The sequence below is a fragment of the Streptosporangium carneum genome (assembly GCF_027922005.1).
In the GTDB taxonomy this organism is placed as follows: domain Bacteria; phylum Actinomycetota; class Actinomycetes; order Streptosporangiales; family Streptosporangiaceae; genus Streptosporangium; species Streptosporangium carneum.
In genome coordinates this window covers 111,656-130,303 of record NZ_BSEV01000003.1, presented here as the reverse complement: position 1 = coordinate 130,303, position 18,648 = coordinate 111,656, and the positions used below count along the sequence as shown (strand labels likewise).

Genomic DNA, 18,648 nt, shown 5'->3' with positions numbered 1-18,648 from the left:
CCCCCAATTCAAGGGGGGTAGGGTTATACGATTCCTGGCTGATTAACCATGAAATTTAATTATGTGTCGTTTGAAGTGTGTTATTTGGGATGGATTGAATGTCCGGGCTCGGGGACGGGACGACCGCCGCCGTGGGGCCGCAGCCCCGGTCCACGCGGTGGAGCCGGGATCGGCGCCCGCGATTCCGGGGTTTCCGGAACGTTCCCCCGATTTCCGGAACGTTCCCCCGGGGATTCTCGGAACGTTCCCTCGCGGAGGAGGCGCGCGTTCACCGGGTCGGCGCGGCGGTACGGCCTCGTGGCCGGCGACGGGAAACGCGGGGAAACCGCGCCCGTCCTCTTTTCCCCGCGGAGGCGAGGAGAAGAGGACCTCGTTCACCGCGCCGCGTCCGCCGGCCTTTCCTCCCGGTGCGGGAACCCGCTCGCGAGCAGTTCCGGCGACTCGGAACGGCCGTCGAGCACGCGGTTGGTCCGGGTGGCGACCGTCCATCCCCCGGGACCCCTGTGCAGCCTCCAGTGGTTGGCGGTGGCGCGGCGCACCGTGAACCCGCTCCCGTCCACCCCGTTCACGATCATCAGCGAGTAGCAGACCGCGACCGCGTCGTCGCCGGTCACGGTGACGTGCGGCGCGCCGACGACGTGCGCGCACCCGCCGGAGATCCAGCTCTGGTGGGCGCCCGACCTGACCATGGCCGCGATCTCCTCGCGGCCGTTCATCACCAGCTCGTCCACGTCGTAGACGCCGTCCGGCTCCCACATCGCCGCGACGGCGTCCGCGCTGCCGCTGTCGACGAGCGGGCCGTAGGAGAGGACCAGGCGGGTGATCGCCAGCTCGTCCTCGATGAGCCGCAGGCGCTCCTCGAGCCCGGCCAGCCGCTGTTCGATGTCGCTCATGTCGTCCTCCGAAACCTCGCCAGTCCCGCGAGCCGTCAGTCGTCGTGTCCCTGGAAAACGGCGCCGGCCTCGCGGCCGAGCGCGCGCAGCGCGTCGAGCTGCTCGCAGTAGTGGCCGGCCGAGTCGGCGGACAGGCTGACCCCGGTCACCGTCGCGCCCGCCTCCCGCACCCGCAGCAGCGCGCGTTCGACGGCCTCGGGGGCGCCGATCGGGTCGAGCGCGCGGCCCGCGCTGAGCGCGACCTCGAAGCCGTCGGGCAGGTCCGCCCCGCCGAGCATCTCGGCGAGCCTGTCGAGGGGGAGACCGAACGGGACCCAGCCGTCGCCGTGGGTCGTCGCCCTGCGCAGGGAGCGCGCCGTCCTGCCGCCGATCCACAGCGGCACCCGGGCCTGTTCGGCGTGCGGCTCGACGACGAAGCCGGAGAAGTCGTAGTACTCGCCGTGGAACTCCGGCGTCCGCTGCGACAGGGACGCGCGCAGCGCGGCTATCGCCTCGTCCGCGCGGGGGCCGCGGTCCTCGAACGGCGCGCCGAGCAGCTCGAACTCCTCCTTGAGGCTGCCGACCCCCAGGCCGAGGACGAGCCGTCCGCCGCTGATCCTGTCGAGGGTGCCGTAGCGCTTGGCGATCGCCAGGGGGTGGTGGTAGCCGAGCACGAGCACCTGGGTGACGAGCCGGATCCGGGCGGTGCGCGCGGCGAGGTAGCCGAACGTCGCCAGCGGGTCCCAGTAGACGCCGCCGCGCTCCTCGGCGACCGGGGCCGGGATGGCCACGTGCTCGCTGCAGGTGAGGTGGTGGTAGCCGAGCCGGTCCGCGGTCTCGGCGATCCGCCCGATCTCCTCGATGCCCGCTCCGCGTTCCCACTCCGAGTGCGCGCCCGGCAGGCGCACCACCACGGGAGTGACGATCCCGATCCGCATCGGCACACCTCTCGTCGCCTTGACCAAATCTTTGTAACCCCTTCCTAGTGGGGCGAGATGGCCCGCCGCGCAGGGGATCCCGCTGACCGGAACCGGGGGGCGGGAGGGTCTCGGATCGCTCCAAATCTGGGTCGGACTCTTCCGGGTGACCCATCTCACTGCTACATTCCCCAACAAGAATTCATTTCAGTTTTTGGCCGGGAGGACTCAATGACCGTTCCCAGTTCCTCGCCGGAGCTGACCGCGCCCGCGCGCCGTGAGCTGCCACCGTCGATGGTCGAGCGGATGACCCTGATCATGGACGCCTTCGCGGGCCGCTCCACCCGGCTCACCCTGGAAGATGTGGCGCGGTGCACGCATCTGCCCCGTTCAACGGCACACCGGATCCTTGATCAGCTAGTGCGTCTGCGCTGGCTCGACCACACCTCTTTCGGCTACAGCCTGGGGCAGCGCGCACTCGGACTCGGGGGCAGCGACGGAAGCCACGGAGAGATCCGCGAAGCCGCCGCCCCGCTGCTGCACAACCTCCAGATCAGAACTGGAATGGTTGTTCACTTGGCGGTCCTGGACGGCACCGAGGTCTTCTACCTCGACAAGGTCGGCGGGCGGTTCGCCGCCTCGGTCCCCTCGCGCGTCGGCGGCCGCGCCCCGGCCCACTCGACGGCGCTGGGCAAGGCGATCCTGGCCTGGCTCGAGCCCGAGCAGGTCGACACGCAGATCGGCGGAGCCATCAGCCGGCTCACCAACCGCACGATCGGCGAGATGAGCACCCTGCACCAGGAGCTGAACCGCATCAGGCAGCGCAGGGGGCTGGCGTTCGAACGGGGGGAGTGCTTCCCCAACATCGCCTGCGTGGCCGCGGCGATCCGCGGACACGAGGGACCGGTGGCCAGCATCTCCCTGGTCGGCGACGCCAGGACGCCGCTGGAGAAGGTCGCCCCGCTGGTGATCGACGCCGCGCGTCAGGCCTCGCTGGCCCTGTTCCCCGATCTGGACACCCCGAGGCGCTCCCGCTGGATGATGGCGGTGCCCGACCGGACCTGGTCGCCGGAGACGATGAACCGCCTCCTGGCGACCGGTCAGAACGGCGACTGGATGTGACCGGGCCGCGACCCGCGCCCTATCCCCAGTGATCGCCCCATCCCCACAGCGGCGGTCCGTTGTGGGATGGTGCGGGCGGCTCGTCCTGGTCGATCCCGAACCGCCCGCGAAAGAAGATCATCGGACGCTGTTCGGTGACCGTCTCCAACTCCAGGACCCGGCCGATCACCACGTCGTGGTCGCCCGCGACGTGCACGTCGTACACCTCGCAGTGGATCCGCAGGAGCACGTCGCGCAGGGCGGGGGTTCCCCAGCGGGAGCTGTCCCACTCGAGCCCGTCGTACTTCCTGCCCTTGCTGGAGCCGAACCGGCCGCAGATGTCGACCTGCTCCTCGCTCAGCACGTTCACGCAGAAGCGTCCGGTCTCCCTGATCCTGGGCCAGGTGCGGCCGTTGTGGTCGGCGCAGAACAGCACCAGCGGCGGCTCGAGGGACACCGAGGCGAAGGCCTGGCAGGCGAAGCCGACCGCCTCCTCGCCGTCGGTGCCGGTGATCACGGTGACGCCGCTGGCGAAGCTGCTCATCGCACGCCGGAGCTCCTGCGGAGTCGGGGGAGCCACGTCGACGGGGTCCGTCGCGAGGGCGGGCTCAGCGCTCATGGGTTCACCTCGGGTGTCCGTGCGGCCGTAGCGTCGCGGCTGCTCAGGGGACGAACGTACGGCGCGCACCGGACGCCCGTGGAGCCCTGATCCCGTTGAGTGGAAGGCCTTTCCGGCATCGGCGGGCCCGCTCGCCGGGCGCCGGGGAGAGCGCCCCCGGTCTCGCTGATCGGGATGGTCACGGCGACCGCGAGCCCCCGCTGACTACCTTCCTACGAAGCTGACATTCCTATCGACTGAGGCGGACGATGACCACGGAGCTGAGCTACGAGTCGACGCTGCGCGAACTCCCCACCGAGCAGGGCGTGCTGCGCTACCACGAGGCCGGAGACGGCCCGCCCCTGCTGCTGCTGCACGGTTCCGGGCCCGGCGTCACCGGCTGGCGGAACTTCCGGGGCAACCTCGCCGTCTTCGCCGAGCACTTCCGCTGCCTGGTCCTCGAGTTCCCCGGCTTCGGGGTCAGCGACCCGACGGACGCCCACCCCATGGTCGCCGCGCCCGACGCGGTGATCCGCCTCCTCGACGGCCTCGGCCTCCAGCAGGTCGACGTGATCGGCAACTCCATGGGCGGCATCGTGGGCGCCCAGGTCGCGATGAACCACCCCGAGCGCGTCCGCAGGCTGGTCACCATCGGCGGGATCGGTAAGAACCTGCTGCTGCCGTCGCCCGCGGAGGGCATCGGCCTGCTCATGGAGTTCACCGAGGAGCCGACCCGGGAGTCGCTCGTCAAGTGGCTCAACTCCATGGTGTACGACCAGGCCCTGGTCACCGAGGAGCTGATCGAGGAGCGCTGGACGCAGGCGACCGACCCGGACACCCTCGCCAGCGCCCGCAAGATGTACGGCAAGGCGGCGTTCGCCGCCCGCGCGGCCGCCGCCGCGGCCTCGGACGCCGCGCCGTACTGGGCGATGCTGCACAAGATCAGGGCCAGGACGCTGATCACCTGGGGGCGCGACGACCGGGTCAGCCCCGTCGACATGGCGCTCCTGCCGATGCGCACCATTCCCGACGTCGAGCTGCACGTGTTCCCCAACTGCGGGCACTGGGTGATGATCGAGCAGAAGGCGGCCTGGGAGAGCGCCGTCCTCGCCTTCCTCACCCGTAAGGACGAGGCGTGAGCGCCGGGCAGGAGTGGGACGCCGAGGTCGACTTCCTCGTCGTCGGCAGCGGCGGCGGCGGCATGGCCGCCGCGCTCACCGCGGCTGACAGCGGTCTCGACACCCTGATCGTCGAGAAGGGCTCGATGTACGGCGGCACCACCGGCATCTCCGGCGGCGGGATCTGGATCCCCAACAACCCCACGCTGCGCGCCAGGGGCCACGACGACAGCCGCGAGTCCATCCGCCGCTACCTCGACCTGCTCACCGAGGGGCGCGTCCCCGCCGCAAGGCTCGACGCCTACGTCGACAACGGCCCCGCCGCGATGGAACTGCTCGGCAAGAGCAAGTGGATGCGCTTCTTCTGGACCAAGGGGTACGCCGACTACCACCCCGAGCTCGAGGGCGGCAAGCCGCTCGGCCGGTCCGTCGAGGCGCTGCCGTTCGACACCCGCAAGCTCGGCGAGGACGAGAAGTACCAGCGTCCCAACAGCATGAAGGGCCCGCTGGGCCTGTGGATCACCGGCAAGGACTACCACGACCTGGCCATGGTCAAGCGCACCTGGCGCGGACGCTGGGCCTCGGTCGTGGCCGCGTGGCGGGTCTCGTCGAACGTGATCCGCCGCCGTCACATGGCGACCGGCGGACGCTCCCTCGTCGCCCGGCTGCGGATGGCGCTCAAGGACGCCGGGATCCCGCTGTGGCTCAACACGACGATGACCGACCTCGTCGTCGGCGAGGACGGCGTCGTCACCGGCGTCGTCGTCGAACGCGAGGGCAGGACCCTGCGGCTGCGCGGCAGGCGCGGCGTCCTGCTCGCGACCGGCGGCTTCGACCACAACCCCGAGATGCGCGCCCGCTACCTGCCGGAGGGCGGACGGGCCGACTTCAGCATGGGAGCCAGGGAGAACACCGGCGACGGCATCCTGGCGGGCGAGCGGATCGGCGCGGCCCTCGACCTGATGGACGACGCCTGGTGGATGCCCGCCGTGCGGCATCCCGCGGGCGCGACCATCCCGCTGGTCTCCGAGCGGTGCATCCCCCCGTCGGTCATCGTGTCGTCCGAGGGGCGGCGCTTCACCAATGAGTCGTCGCCGTATGTGAACTTCGTCCATGACCAGCTCGACGGCGGCCACGTCCCCGTGTGGTTCGTGATGGACGCCAAGGCCCGTTCCCGCTACCCGTTCGCGCAGATCGTCCCCGGGATGCCCATCCCCAAGGAGTTCTACGAGCAGGGCCTGGCCTACCGGGCCGGCACCGTCGCCGAGCTCGCCAAGCAGATCGGCGTCCCCGCGGACGCGCTGGTCGAGACCGTCGAGCGCTTCAACGGGTTCGCCCGCGCGGGCAAGGACGAGGACTTCGGCCGCGGCGACAGCGCCTACGACCGCTACTACGGCGACCCCACGCTGAAGAACCCCAACCTCGACGTGATCGACAGGGCGCCGTACTACGCGTTCCGCATCGAGGCCGGAGACCTCGGCACCAAGGGCGGCCTGGTCTGCGACGAGAGCAGCCGGGTGCTGCGCGGGGACGGATCGGCGATCGAGGGCCTGTACGCCACGGGCAACACCTCGGCGTCGGTGATGGGCAACGAGTACGCCGGCCCGGGCGCGACCATCGGCCCCTCCATCGTGTTCGGCTACATCGCCGCCAGGCACGCCGCCGCACGTCCCGGCCCGTCCCTCGGGGACGGGAACCGGAGCGGCGAGCGGCCCGTACAGCCCCGGCCCGCCTGACGGCCGGGAGACCCAGGAGAGACAACAGTGACGCAGCCGAAATCCCTCAAGGTGCGCGTCGTCGAGGTCATCCGCGAGACTGCGGACGCGCACTCGCTCGTGCTCGAACCCGAGGAGGGGGACCGCGACCGGTTCGGCTACCGGCCGGGCCAGTTCCTCACCATCAGGGTGCCGACCACCCGCGAGGGCGGGGCGGCGCGCTGCTACTCCCTGTGCAGCTCCCCGGTCCGCGACGAGAAGCTCAAGGTAACCGTCAAACGCACCGTGGGCGGGTACGGGTCCAACTGGATCTGCGACAACGTCACCGAGGGCGACGTCCTTGAGGTGCTGAGGCCTTCCGGCACCTTCACCCCGGACACGCTCGAGGAGGACCTGTTGCTCATGGCGGGGGGCAGCGGCATCACCCCGGTCATGTCGATCCTGAAGTCCTGCCTGCACGCGGGGACCGGCGCGGTCACCCTCGTCTACGCCAACCGCGACGAGAACTCGGTGATCTTCCGGGACGAGCTGATCGCGCTGACCAGGGAGTACGGCCGGCGGCTGACCGTCGTCCACTGGCTCGAGTCCGTGCAGGGCCTGCCGACGGCCGAAGGCCTCGGCGCCCTGGCGGGGCCGTACACGGACCGGCGGGCCTTCGTCTGCGGTCCCGGCCCGTTCATGGACCTCGCGGTCGCCACGCTCACCGGCCTCGGCATGCCGCACGCGCGGGTGCACGTGGAACGCTTCACCTCCCTGTCCACCGACCCGTTCGTCGACTCCGAGGTCGTCCTCGACGCCTCGGCCGGGGTCAGCACGGTCGAGGTCGAGCTCGACGGACAGACGACGAGCGTGTCCTGGCCACGGGGCAACCACCTGCTCGACGTGCTGCTCGCCGCCGGACTCGACGCGCCGTTCTCCTGCCGGGAGGGAGCCTGCAGCGCGTGCGCCTGCGTGCTCCTCGAGGGTGAGGTCACGCTGGACCACAACGAGGTCCTCGACAAGCAGGACCTCGCCGACGGCCTCATCCTCGCCTGCCAGGCGATCCCGGTCAGCGAACGGCTCAAGGTCACCTACGACGGCTGACCTTGCCGGGCCCCGTCGGGGACTCCCACTGAGCGGGAGGCGGCGCCCCCCGACGAGGCGTCGTTGAAATCTTTGACTCGGGAGCCCCTCCGAACCGGGCGCGACCCGGCGCGGGGAGGGCCTCCCGCGTCTCTCCCATGCTTTCCCCCATGCCCCTGGGGCGGCCGAACACACGGCGGCCTGGCCCTCACCACCGGCCAAGCCCGCCCTAGCGAAAGGAACCGGCGGATTTCGATGAATGCCATTCCTGTCCGGCCTGAGGGCCGAAGCACCCCGGCGAGGCCGCGGTGACCAAGGCGACCGCCGCGATCGTCGGTTCGGGAAACATCGGGACCGACCTGATGTACAAGCTGCTCCGCTCCGAGGAGATCGAGCCGCGCTGGATGATCGGCGTCGACCCCGACAGCCCCGGCCTGAAGCGGGCGGCCTCCGAGGGCCTGATCGCCTCCGCCGACGGCGTCGACTGGCTGCTCGCCCAGGGCGAGCTCCCCGACCTCGTCTTCGAGGCCACCTCCGCCTACGTGCACAGGGCCAACGCCCCCAGGTACGCCGAGCTCGGCATCCAGGCCGTCGACCTGACCCCCGCGGCGATCGGGCCCGCGGTGGTGCCCGCCGTCAACCTCGGCGCCCACCTGGACGCGCCGAACGTCAGCCTGATCACCTGCGGCGGCCAGGCGACCATCCCGATGGTCTACGCCGTCTCCCGCGTCACCGAGGTGGCCTACGCCGAGATCGTCGCCAGCGTCGCCTCCCCGTCCGCGGGTCCCGGGACGCGGGCGAACATCGACGAGTTCACCAAGACCACCAGCCGCGGCATCGAGACGATCGGCGGCGCCGCGCGCGGCAAGGCGATCATCATCCTCAATCCGGCGGAGCCGCCGATGCTCATGCAGGACACGGTCTTCTGCGCGATCCCCGAGGACGCCGACCGCGACGCGATCGCGGCCTCGATCATGGACGTCGCCGCCGACGTGGCCTCCTACGTCCCCGGCTACCGGCTGCGCGCCGAGCCCCAGTTCGACGACCCCACGCCGGTGAGCGGCGGGCTCGCCAGGGTGGCCGTCTTCCTGGAGGTCGAGGGCGCGGGCGACTTCCTCCCGCCGTACTCCGGCAACCTCGACATCATGACCGCCGCCGCCACCAAGGTCGGCGAGGGCTTCGCGCAGCGCGTCGTCTCCGAGCGCATTCCCTCTTAGTCACAAGGAGATCCCCATGCCCTACGGCGCCGACCTGGACATCCGGGTCACCGACTCGTCGTTGCGTGACGGCTCGCACGCCAAGCAGCACCAGTTCACCGTCGAGCACGTCCGTGCCATCGTCGGCGCCCTCGACGACGCCGGGGTGCCGGTCATCGAGGTCACCCACGGGGACGGGCTCGGCGGCTCCTCGTTCAACTACGGGTTCAGCCACACCCCGGAGCAGGAGCTGATCAAGGCCGCGGTCGAGACCGCGAAGCAGGCGAAGATCGCCTTCCTCATGTTGCCGGGGCTCGGGGTCCAGGACGACATCCGTGAGGCCGCGGACAACGGCGGGAGCATCTGCCGGATCGCCACCCACTGCACGGAGGCCGACATCTCCGCCCAGCACTTCGGGCTGGCCAGGGACCTCGGCCTGGAGACCGTCGGGTTCCTGATGATGTCGCACACCCAGCCGCCGGAGGTCCTCGCCAAGCAGGCGCGGATCATGGCGGACGCGGGCTGCCAGTGCGTGTACGTCGTCGACTCCGCCGGCGCGCTGATCATGGAGCAGACCTCCGACCGCATCTCCGCCCTGGTCGCCGAGCTCGGGAACGACGCCCAGGTCGGCTTCCACGGCCACGAGAACCTCGGCCTCGGCGTCGCCAACTCCGTCCTCGCCGTGCGGGCGGGCGCCCTCCAGATCGACGGATCGACCCGCAGGTTCGGGGCGGGCGCGGGCAACACCCCCGTCGAGGGGTTCGTCGCGGTCGCCGAGAAGCTCGGCATCCGCACCGGCATCGACACCCTCAAGATCATCGACGCCGCCGAGGACGTCGTGCGCCCGATCATGGACGGCGAGTGCCTGCTCGACAGGCTGTCGCTGACCATGGGCTACGCCGGCGTCTACTCCAGCTTCCTCAAGCACGCCGACCGGCAGGCCAGGAGGTACGGCGTCTCCGGCGCCGAGATCCTCATCGAGGCCGGACGCCGCAAGCTCGTCGGCGGCCAGGAGGACCAGCTCATCGAAATCGCAGTCGCCCTCGCGGGGAAGTGACAACACCCATGACCAAGCAGGTACTCCACACGATCACGGAGCGCGCGGAGGAGATCCGCGCCCTCGGCTCCTCCAACGAGGCGCTCGGCAGGCTCGACGACCAGGCCGCCAAGGTGCTGCGCGAGTCCGGGGCGATCCGGATGCTCCAGCCCGCGACGCACGGCGGCCTGGAGGTCCACCCCAGGGAGTTCGCCGAGACGGTGATGAAGATCGCCAGCCTCGACGGCTCGACCGGCTGGGTCGCGGGCATCGTCGGGGTGCACCCGTGGGAGATGGCCTTCGCCGACCCGAAGGTGCAGCAGGAGATCTGGGGGGAGGACCAGGACACCTGGATCGCCTCGCCGTACGCGCCGATGGGGGTCGCCCGTCCCGTCGACGGCGGCTACGTCTTCAACGGACGCTGGCAGTTCTCCTCCGGCACCGACCACTGCGACTGGATCTTCCTCGGCGGCTTCCTCGGCGACGACGAGGGCAAGCCGGTCCAGCCGCCCGTCTCGATGCACCTGATCCTGCCGCGCTCGGACTACGAGATCGTCGAGGACTCCTGGGACGTGGTCGGCCTGCGCGGCACCGGCAGCAAGGACATCATCGTCAAGGACGCCTTCGTCCCGACCTACCGGACCATCCCGTACTCCAAGGTCGTCGACGGCAGCGCCGCGCGTGAGGCGGGCCTGACCAACCCCGGCTACCTCCTGCCCTTCTCCTGCGCCTTCCCGCTCGGCATCACCTCCGCCGTGATCGGCATCGCCGAGGGCGCCCTGGCCCACCACCTGGCCTACCAGAAGGGACGGGTCCAGGTCACCGGCACGAAGATCAAGGACGACCCCTACGTGCTCTACGCGATCAGCGAGGCGGCCGCCGACATCGAGGCCTCACGCTGCGCGCTGCTGGAGAACGTCTCGCGGATGTACGACGCCGTCGCCGCCGGGCGGGAGATCACCTTCGACGAGCGCGCCAGGGGGCGCCGCGTCCAGGTGCAGGCGGCCTGGCGGGCCGTGCGCGCGGTCGACGAGATCGTGGCGCGTTCCGGGGGCAACGCCATGCGGATGGACAACCCCCTTCAGCGGTTCTGGCGGGACGCCCACATGGGCCTGGCGCACGCGATCCACGTGCCCGGCTCGGTCTTCCACGCCTCAGCCCTGACCCAGCTCGACATCGAGCCCCCGCAGGGCCCGATGCGCTCGATGATCTAGGACCGGTTCCGGGAACCCGCCAACGAACGAATGGGCAGAGAAAATGACGCAGATCCGTGGACTCGGCTACCTGCGGGTCCAGACCCGCGACGTCGCGCGCTGGCGCGAACTCGTCGTCGACGCCCTCGGCTTCGCCGAGGGCTCCGGGCCCGATCCCGAGGGGCTCTACCTCCGCATGGACGAGCGCCGGGCGCGGCTCGTCGTGCTGCCCGGTGACACCGACCGTGTCCTCGCCATCGGCTGGGAGGTCCGCGACCAGTTCGCGCTCGCCGCCGTCGGCAGGGCGGTCGAGGCGTCGGGCACGCCGGTCAAGGTGCTCTCCGAGCAGGAGTCCGCGGAACGCGACGCCGAGCGGGTGATCGCCTTCGACGACCCGTCGGGCACCCCGGTCGAAGTCTTCTTCGCCCCCGTTCTCGACCACAGCCCGGTGCTCACCGGCATGGGCCAGCGCTTCGTCACGGGCGAGCAGGGGATGGGCCACGTGGTGCTGCCGACCACCTCCATGGAGGAGACCGTCTCCTTCTACACCGAGGTGCTCGGCTTCCTGCCCCGCGGCGCCATCAAGCTCGGCGGCGGAAAGGGGAACGGGCCCGCCAGGCGGGTGCGCTTCATGGGCGTCAACCGGCGTCACCACAGCCTCGCGGTCTGCCCCGCCCCGCACGGAGGGGACCCGGGCCTGGTGCACCTCATGGTCGAGGTCGACAGCCTCGACGCCGTCGGGCGGGCGCTGGACAACGTCAGGAAGGGCGGCTTCTCCGTCTCCTCCACGCTGGGCAGGCACACCAACGACAAGATGGTCTCCTTCTACGTGCGCGCGCCCGGCGGCTGGGACCTGGAGTACGGCACCGAGGGCATGCTCGTCGACGAGACGCACTACACCGCCGAGGAGATCACCGCCGACAGCTACTGGGGCCACGACTGGTCGGGCTCCGAGCCGCTGGCGGCCTTCCTCCCACCGACGGCCTCATGAGGCCCGTCGAACCGGTCGCGGCCTCGCTCTGCGACTACGACCACGAGTGTGACGTCCTCGTCGTCGGCTTCGGCTGCGCGGGCGCGGCGGCGGCCTACGAGGCCGCCGCCGCGGGCGCCGACGTCATCGTGCTCGACCGCGCGGGCGGCCCCGGAGGCTCCTCCGCGATGTCGGGCGGCGAGCTCTACCTCGGCGGCGGCACGCCGGTGCAGAAGGCCTGCGGCTTCGACGACACCCCCGAGGACATGTTCGCCTACCTCAGGGCGGCGCTCGGCCCGCACGCCGACGAGGAGAAGCTGCGCCTGTACTGCGACGGCAGCGTCGAGCACTTCCAGTGGTTCCGCGACCGCGGGCTCACCTTCAACGAGCGGCTGTACGACGCGCCGAGCTGGATGCCGCCCACGGAGGACGGCCTGATGTGGCTGGGGGAGAACGCCTGGCCGTACAACACCGTCGCCAGGCCCGCCCCCAGAGGCCACCGGCCCACGGCCGCGGGCTTCGGCGGCTGGCTGATCATGGAGAAGCTGGTCGAGGCCGCCACGTCCGCCGGGGCCGTCAGCCACACCGACACCCTGGCGACCAACCTGGTGGTCGACGGCAGGGGCCGGGTGACCGGCGTGGTCGCGCGCAGGTACGGCGCGCGGGTGACCTACCGCGCGCGCAAGGCGGTCATCCTCACCACCGGCGGGTTCGTCGACTCCGAGGAGATGCTCGAGCAGCACGCCCCGGTGCTTTTGGGACACGGCAAGGTCAGCGACGGCCTCGACGACGGCAGCGGCATCAGGATGGCGGCGGCGATCGGCGCCGCGACCCGGCGCATGTCCGTCGTCGAGATCGCGCTGACCGTGCTGCCCGCCATGATCACACGCGGCATGCTCGTCAACGCCCACGGGCAGCGCTTCGTCAGCGAGGACGTCTACCCGGGCCTGGTCAGCGTCGCCGCGGTGCAGCACCAGCCGGGGCCGTACTGGGCGATCATCGACGAGGAGGGCTACGAGGACATCCCCCGGCGGGACCTGTGGGGAGTGCGTCCCGAGCACGTCACCGAGACGCTCGCCGAGCTGGAGGAGGCGCTCGGCATGCCTCCCGGCGCGCTCGAGTCGACGGTCGCCACCTACAACCGTCACGCCGAGCAGGGCGAGGACCCCTACTTCCACAAGGACGCCAAGTGGCTGCGGCCGCTCAAGGGGCCCTTCGCCGCGGTCGACCCGCGCCTGGGGTTCAACACCGGCGACAGGGAGAGCGCGGGCGCGGGCACCGGAGTCGCGGGCTTCACCCTCGGCGGGCTGCACACCACGGTCGACGGGGTCGTGCTCAACCTGTCCGGCGAGCCGATCCTCGGCCTGTACGCCGCGGGCCGGGCCAGCTCCGGCATCCACGGCGAGGGCTACATCAGCGGGACGTCCCTGGGCGACGGCACGTTCTTCGGCCGCAGGGCGGGCCGCACGGCGGCCCAGGAGACCCCCGTCTCCCGGCCCTAGCAGTGCTTCGTCAGGTGGTCAGGGCGGTCGCCTGCGGCATCGGGCATCGCCCTGCCCAGGCGGCCGGCACCCGGCCTCGTCACGGTCGGCGCTGCTTCGGCGGCGGTACCGCTCGGCGGCGGCCCGCGCATGACCCAAACCTCTCTCCTGGAATTTTTCTTGTATGTCCATGTCGATCCATCCATCGAATCTCGAATGAGGGTGATCGTCATGAAAATGCATATTTCACCACAGTTAATACACTCATGGGCTGATGTCCACGGGTGCGTGAAACAATCAACCCGCGGTTGCCTCATTTGTTTGCGCGCAATGACGCATGAAGTTTTTCGACATTTTTTGTCTCTTTGGCGATGAAGGGGCGTGAATGCGGGGTACTCATGCTCTTGAGTCGCCGCACATCCGACCGCGCGGGTGGTCCCGGTAATCCTCACATCCTGGCGGTGCACCTCGATCGAGCTGTCCGCGACAGGTGGGCGACGGTCCGGGGAACTGCGGGCGCCGCTGCTTTTCCCGGATCATCACTCGCCGGAGCGCGAGCGGGCCGACCCGGTGACGACCACTTCTCGATTTCGACCACACGCCTGCTCGGGCGGGTCATGAGCGCGCGTTCTGCTGAGCGCGGACGGGGGGCGAGCGATGGGTTCTCGACGATGGGGCGTGCTGGGGGCCGGGGTTTCGCTTCTCTTGGGCGTGTCGTGCGGAGGCGGCGAGTCGCAGCCCGCGACCACCCCTTTGCCGCTGCAGTCGAGCGGACTGGTCGTCGGAGGGGACGTCCAGTCGCGGGCGACAGACGTGGTCGAGATCCGTCTCACCGAGAAGCAGGCGCAGGAAATCGTCGACGACTGTCGCGGGGCGATCGAGATCTTCGAGGGCCAGAATCCCTGTGCCGACTCCCTGAACTCGTTGATCGAAAAGCAGGGTGGGGATTCCCGCGAAGCGCCGCCGTCCGGTGAACGGCGGTGCAGGTCGCACGGCCTGTGCCTGAAGGTGTATGACGTCTCCGACCCCGACTTCGCCGAGGCCGGGTTCGTCGAGATCACAGACAACCGGCTCCACGGGAAGTCGCTGTGCGAATCAGGGCCCGACCATGTGTGCCTGCGCATCGGGGTGAAGACGTCGAGCGTGCTCGACCGGATCGTCGGAACGGTGCGACCGACCGCGTCTCCCACGGCAACCGTCACGCCGACGCCGACGGAGGTCGCGACGGAGACCTCGACCCGGACCTCGACGGAGACCGCCCCGGCGACTCCGTCGGTCCCGTCGTGGTCTCCGAAACCGGAACCCACCTCGGCTCCACCCGCAAGCCCCTGATCACGTGGCCACCGAGGCGACCGACCCGCCCCTCGGCGATCGAGGGTTCGGCCCGTTGATCCAGTTCGCCGGCCAGGTGCTGGCGTCGGCCGGCTTGCTGACGGCGGTTCTGTACTACTTCGGCTACGTACGCGAGAAGGCGTTCTTCGGCTACTTCGGCGTGGATCTCGGCAGTGCCGGGCTGTCGACGACGGACTATCTCGTGCGCAGCGCGGGCCCGCTGTTCTCTCCGCTGGTGGTCATGGTGGTCACGGGGGTCGCGGCGATAATCGCTCACCACGTGCTTGCTTATCTGCTGAGCCGTGCGAACCGGCGACGGCGACGAATCGTCTGGGCGACTCTCGGCGCCATCGCTCTTGTGCTGCTGATGATCGGTGCGATCGGCCTGAACTTCAGCTCGGAGGCCCTCACCGATCCTCTCCTCTCGCCGTTGGCGCTCGGCGTCGGTGCTCTACTGCTCGGGTACGCGGCGGAGAACGCGTGGACCCATGAGGCGGTGCCGGAACAGCTGGCGACGGGCCTTGCCGCAACACGAACCCTTCGCCGTACCCTGATCGTCTCACTCGCCCTGGGCGCTGCTTTCTGGGCCACGACCAACAAGGCGTACGAGAACGGAACCGCCGCCGCCCGCGCGATCGAATCCTCGCTGCCCTTCCAGTCTCAGGCGATCGTGTACAGCCGCGACCGCCTGCAGATCAGTGGCCTGGGGGTCCGCGTGAGGGAGCTCGGCGGTTCGAAGGCGGCTTTCACCTTCCGGTACAGCGGTCTGCGCCTGCTCATGCACACAGGAGGGCACTGGTTCCTGCTCCCGGCCACCTGGAGGCGTCACAACGGAGAGACGATGATATTGCTGCCGGACTCGAGGACCGACATCCGAGTGGAACTCGCACCCTGACCGGAGATCGAAGCCCGCCACGGCTTCACCCGAGCGGCCTGGCGCGCCGCCCAGGACGGTGGCGCCGGTCCGCGGCGTCCGTTCGGCGACCGGCGGCGGGTCATGGTGCCGTCGCGGCGGGAAACTGCCCCGAAGGGGAGGGCGACGGCACCGGCGACTCCCAAGGTGTCACTGCCCGTGCATATGTGACCACCGCATGTTTCCCCATGATTGGGGGCGACGTCTCCACTCGGGAGAAGCCTCGCAGTACGGCTCGCGTCGGGAGGACCCATGGCCAAAGCCGTCGCCGCCCCCGCCACCGGGGGGTTGTCCGACCTGCCGGTCGCGCCCGGCAGGCTGCCGCTGCTGGGGCACTCGATGTCGCTGCTGCGCCGTCCGTTCTCCTTCCTGCAGTCGCTGACCGCCCTCGGTGACATCGTGCGCATCGACATCGGCACCCTGCCGGTGTACATGCTGACCCGGCCCGAGCTGGTCCACCAGATCCTGGTGACCCAGGCCCGCAGCATCAAACGCGGCATCCTGTTCGAACGGGTCCGCCCGCTGCACGGCAACGGGCTCACCGTCGCCGAGGGGCAGGCGCACCTGCGCCAGCGCAGGCTCCTGCAGCCGCCGCTGCGCCCCAGCGGCATCGGCGGCTACGTCGAGACGATGCACCGCAACACCCAGGCACTCGCCGACTCCTGGCACGAGGGTCAGACGATCGACGTCGGCCAGGTCGCCACCGACCTGATCATGGCCAACACCACCGACGCCATGTTCGGGACGAGCGTCGAGCCCGCGGCCGTTCAGACCGTGCGCGCCGCGGTGCCCGCGATCCTGGACAACCTGATGGTGCGCACCCAGCTGCCCGTGTTCCTGGAGCGCTTCCCGCTGCCGGTCAACCGGCGCTTCGAGGCGGCCGCCCACGACGTCCGCCGGGTCGTCGACGAGGTCATCGCGCACCGGCGCGGGCACCCCGCGGGGGAGGGCGACCTGATCGGCGTGCTGCTGGCGGCGCGCGACCCCGAGACCGGCGAGCCGATGAGCGACCGACAGATCCGCGACGAGGCGGTCGGCATCTTCATCAACGGGATAGCCACCACCGCCACCACCCTGGCCTGGTTCCTGCACCAGCTGGCCCGCAACCCCGGCGTCGAGGAACGCCTCCTCGCCGAGGTGAAGACCGTCTGCGGCGACGGCGCCCCGCTCGACCAGGCGATCGGGCGGCTCGGCTACACCCGCCGGGTGATCCAGGAGATCCTGCGCCTGCACCCACTGCTGATGCTGATGCGCCGCACCACCCGGTCCCTGACCCTGGGCGGGGTGGAGATACCGGCCGGGGTCGAGCTCGGCTACAGCCCCACCGCGCTGCACCGCGACCCGGCCGTCTACCCCGAGCCGTACCGCCTGGACCCCGACCGGTGGCTGCCCGAGCGGGTCAAACCCCTGCCCGCCGGCTCCTTCATCGCCTTCGGCGAGGGCCGTCACCGCTGTATCGGCGAGCACTTCGCCTGGGCGGAACTCCTGGTCGCGGCCGCGGCGCTGCTGCCCCGCTGGAAACTGCGCCACGCCGACGACCACCGCGCGGAGGAGGTCCGCGAGGTCAACGCGATCCACCCCCGCCCCGACCGCCTCTCCATGGTCGTCACCGCCAGGACGACGGGCCGATGACGACACCCGTCCCCGGTCACCGGCCATCGGCCGGCACATCCGTCTCGTTCTGCGGCGATCAGCCGGCCGAGCGCTCGCTGTTTCCGGGAGAGCGCTGACTATAAAACAAATAACGGCATAATAAGCACAAGGGCCCTTTGGTAGGGTCCGGCGCATGACGGAACGATGGCGGACGCTCGGCGTCCTCACCACGGGCGTTCTTCTTCTCTCGGTGAACGTGAGAGTGCTCGACGCCGCTCTGCCGCCGGTCGCCCTCGACTCTCAGGTGAGCCTCGCCGTTTTTACCTGGCCAATTTATGCGTATTTATTGGCTTTATTGGGTGTACTGATCCCCGTGGGGCCCCGTAGAGGAGTTTTGCTTTCCGGGCTGGCCGGTTTCGGGCTCGCCTCCGTGCTGTGCGCCTTCGCCTTCGACGCCGGCATGGCGATCGGCGGGCACGACGTCTACACCGTCCTGCTGGTCGGCGGCAGGGCCGTGCAGGGCCTGACGGCCGCGATCGCGGTCCGGGCGGGTTCCGGGCTCGTGGCCGCAGCCTTTCCCGGTCAGGTGGGGAGAGCGGCGGTGGCGCCGCTGACGGCGGCCGGTGCGGGCCTGCTCCTTGGGCCCGGGCTGGGCGCGGCAGTCGACGACCATTTCTCCTACAGCTCGATTTTCCTGCTCGACGCCCTGTCTGTCCTCATGGTCCTGGCGGCGGTCATGGTTCTCACGCCGCGTTCCGCTCCTGTCCCCGAGGCCTGTCCCTGAGGCGGGACGCCCGAACTCGGCGTGGCCTTCGGCCTTCCCGCCGGCCCCGGAGGCCGTTCCGGCGTGGACGCTCCCGCCTCCCACGCCAGGGGTCACCTGTGAGCGGAATCCGCGGCCCGCGAGTCCGCCAGGGAGAGTTCCAGCAGCCGCCGCAGCTCCGCGGGCGGCTGGACGCCCGAGACCGGAGGCCCTCCGCCGATCACCACCGAGGGAACCCCGGTCACCCCCTGCTCGGCGGCGCGGCGCTCGTCGGCCCTGACGGCCTCCGCGTACGCGTCGCCGGTCAGGACGGCGCGCACCTCGTCGGCGTTGAGCCCGGCCTCGACGCCCAGGCGTTCCAGGACACCCTGGTCGGCCACGTCGAGCCCCTCGGTGTGGTAAGCGTGGAGCAGACGCTCCATCATCTCGTCGGCCAGGGCGCGGCCGGCGGCCAGATGGCACAGCCGGTGCGCGTCGAAGGTGTTCACGGGGCGGGCGACGTGCAGGTTGAGATCCAGGCCCTCGGCGGCGCCGAGGGCCTGGATCCGGGAGATCCTGGCGGACGCCTGCTCACCCCACCACTCGGCCATCGCCTCTGCGGCCGTCGGGCCGGGGACCCGGCCTGCCCCGGGGGAGAGCTCATAGCTGCGCCAGACGACCTCCAGCCGTTCGCGGCCGACGACCTCCGCCAGCACCGCGGCCAGACGTCTCTTGCCGATGTAGCACCACGGGCACAGAACGTCGGCGTAAATCTCGACTCTCATGGATGTCCTCCTGTTTCTGGCGGT

Annotated in this window: 17 protein-coding genes; 13 read left to right on the top strand and 4 right to left on the bottom strand. The window is 70.4% G+C overall.

Annotated features, from left to right (window positions below; genetic code table 11):
- Window positions 1-374 precede the first annotated feature (374 nt).
- Together PKF00_RS10025 and PKF00_RS10020 are read right to left on the bottom strand one after the other, a co-directional pair.
- Window positions 375-893 carry a nuclear transport factor 2 family protein gene (locus PKF00_RS10025; RefSeq protein WP_271217141.1) on the bottom strand — a complete coding sequence of 173 codons (519 nt, stop codon included), beginning with the start codon at window positions 891-893 and terminating at the stop codon, window positions 375-377.
- Window positions 894-928: 35 nt separating this feature from the next.
- Complete coding sequence (locus PKF00_RS10020) at window positions 929-1,810, bottom strand: LLM class F420-dependent oxidoreductase (RefSeq protein ID WP_271217140.1); 882 nt, start codon at window positions 1,808-1,810, stop codon at window positions 929-931.
- A gap of 210 nt (window positions 1,811-2,020) precedes the next feature.
- Here PKF00_RS10020 and PKF00_RS10015 point away from each other — a divergent pair, with 210 nt between their 5' ends.
- Complete coding sequence (locus PKF00_RS10015; RefSeq protein WP_271217139.1) at window positions 2,021-2,911, top strand: IclR family transcriptional regulator; 891 nt, start codon at window positions 2,021-2,023, stop codon at window positions 2,909-2,911.
- Window positions 2,912-2,930: 19 nt separating this feature from the next.
- Here PKF00_RS10015 and PKF00_RS10010 read toward each other — a convergent pair whose 3' ends face one another.
- Complete coding sequence (locus PKF00_RS10010; RefSeq protein WP_271217138.1) at window positions 2,931-3,509, bottom strand: flavin reductase family protein; 579 nt, start codon at window positions 3,507-3,509, stop codon at window positions 2,931-2,933.
- Window positions 3,510-3,757: 248 nt separating this feature from the next.
- Here PKF00_RS10010 and PKF00_RS10005 point away from each other — a divergent pair, with 248 nt between their 5' ends.
- The 12 genes from PKF00_RS10005 to PKF00_RS09950 all read left to right on the top strand — a co-directional run bounded on the left by PKF00_RS10005 (window position 3,758) and on the right by PKF00_RS09950 (window position 17,881).
- Window positions 3,758-4,627, top strand: coding sequence for an alpha/beta fold hydrolase (locus tag PKF00_RS10005; RefSeq protein ID WP_271217137.1), 870 nt, complete (start codon window positions 3,758-3,760; stop codon window positions 4,625-4,627).
- The gene (locus PKF00_RS10000) at window positions 4,624-6,342 is read left to right on the top strand and encodes an FAD-binding protein (protein WP_271217136.1); all 1,719 of its coding nucleotides are present in this window, start codon (window positions 4,624-4,626) and stop codon (window positions 6,340-6,342) included. Before PKF00_RS10005 ends, PKF00_RS10000 begins: the two co-directional genes overlap by 4 nt.
- A gap of 27 nt (window positions 6,343-6,369) precedes the next feature.
- A complete protein-coding gene (locus tag PKF00_RS09995) occupies window positions 6,370-7,404 on the top strand; it encodes a ferredoxin--NADP reductase (protein WP_271217135.1) in 1,035 nt (344 codons plus the stop codon).
- 287 nt (window positions 7,405-7,691) lie between these two features.
- Window positions 7,692-8,600 (top strand): acetaldehyde dehydrogenase (acetylating), encoded by a 909-nt coding sequence (locus tag PKF00_RS09990; RefSeq protein WP_271217134.1) that lies wholly within the window; start codon window positions 7,692-7,694, stop codon window positions 8,598-8,600.
- A gap of 16 nt (window positions 8,601-8,616) precedes the next feature.
- Complete coding sequence (gene dmpG, locus PKF00_RS09985; protein WP_271217133.1) at window positions 8,617-9,636, top strand: 4-hydroxy-2-oxovalerate aldolase; 1,020 nt, start codon at window positions 8,617-8,619, stop codon at window positions 9,634-9,636.
- Window positions 9,637-9,644: 8 nt separating this feature from the next.
- Entirely contained in the window at window positions 9,645-10,829 is a 1,185-nt protein-coding gene (locus tag PKF00_RS09980; protein WP_271217132.1) for an acyl-CoA dehydrogenase family protein, read from the top strand.
- A 43-nt stretch (window positions 10,830-10,872) separates the two neighbouring features.
- Window positions 10,873-11,799: a VOC family protein gene (locus PKF00_RS09975; protein ID WP_271217131.1), complete on the top strand. Its 927-nt coding sequence runs from the start codon at window positions 10,873-10,875 to the stop codon at window positions 11,797-11,799.
- Window positions 11,796-13,280 (top strand): FAD-dependent oxidoreductase, encoded by a 1,485-nt coding sequence (locus PKF00_RS09970; protein WP_271217130.1) that lies wholly within the window; start codon window positions 11,796-11,798, stop codon window positions 13,278-13,280. The genes PKF00_RS09975 and PKF00_RS09970 overlap by 4 nt, the downstream gene beginning before the upstream one ends.
- Before the next feature lie 636 nt (window positions 13,281-13,916).
- Window positions 13,917-14,591, top strand: a complete 675-nt coding sequence (locus PKF00_RS09965; RefSeq protein WP_271217129.1) for a hypothetical protein — start codon at window positions 13,917-13,919, stop codon at window positions 14,589-14,591.
- Window positions 14,592-14,595: 4 nt separating this feature from the next.
- On the top strand, window positions 14,596-15,486 hold the full coding sequence (locus PKF00_RS09960) for a hypothetical protein (RefSeq protein WP_271217128.1): 891 nt from the start codon (window positions 14,596-14,598) through the stop codon (window positions 15,484-15,486).
- Window positions 15,487-15,756: 270 nt separating this feature from the next.
- Window positions 15,757-17,136, top strand: a complete 1,380-nt coding sequence (locus tag PKF00_RS09955) for a cytochrome P450 (protein ID WP_271217127.1) — start codon at window positions 15,757-15,759, stop codon at window positions 17,134-17,136.
- Window positions 17,137-17,290: 154 nt separating this feature from the next.
- Window positions 17,291-17,881, top strand: coding sequence for an MFS transporter (locus tag PKF00_RS09950; protein ID WP_271217126.1), 591 nt, complete (start codon window positions 17,291-17,293; stop codon window positions 17,879-17,881).
- 92 nt (window positions 17,882-17,973) lie between these two features.
- On the opposite strand, the gene PKF00_RS09945 is transcribed toward PKF00_RS09950, so the two are convergent.
- Window positions 17,974-18,624 carry a DsbA family oxidoreductase gene (locus PKF00_RS09945; RefSeq protein ID WP_271217125.1) on the bottom strand — a complete coding sequence of 217 codons (651 nt, stop codon included), beginning with the start codon at window positions 18,622-18,624 and terminating at the stop codon, window positions 17,974-17,976.
- Between the last annotated feature and the right edge of the window lie 24 nt (window positions 18,625-18,648).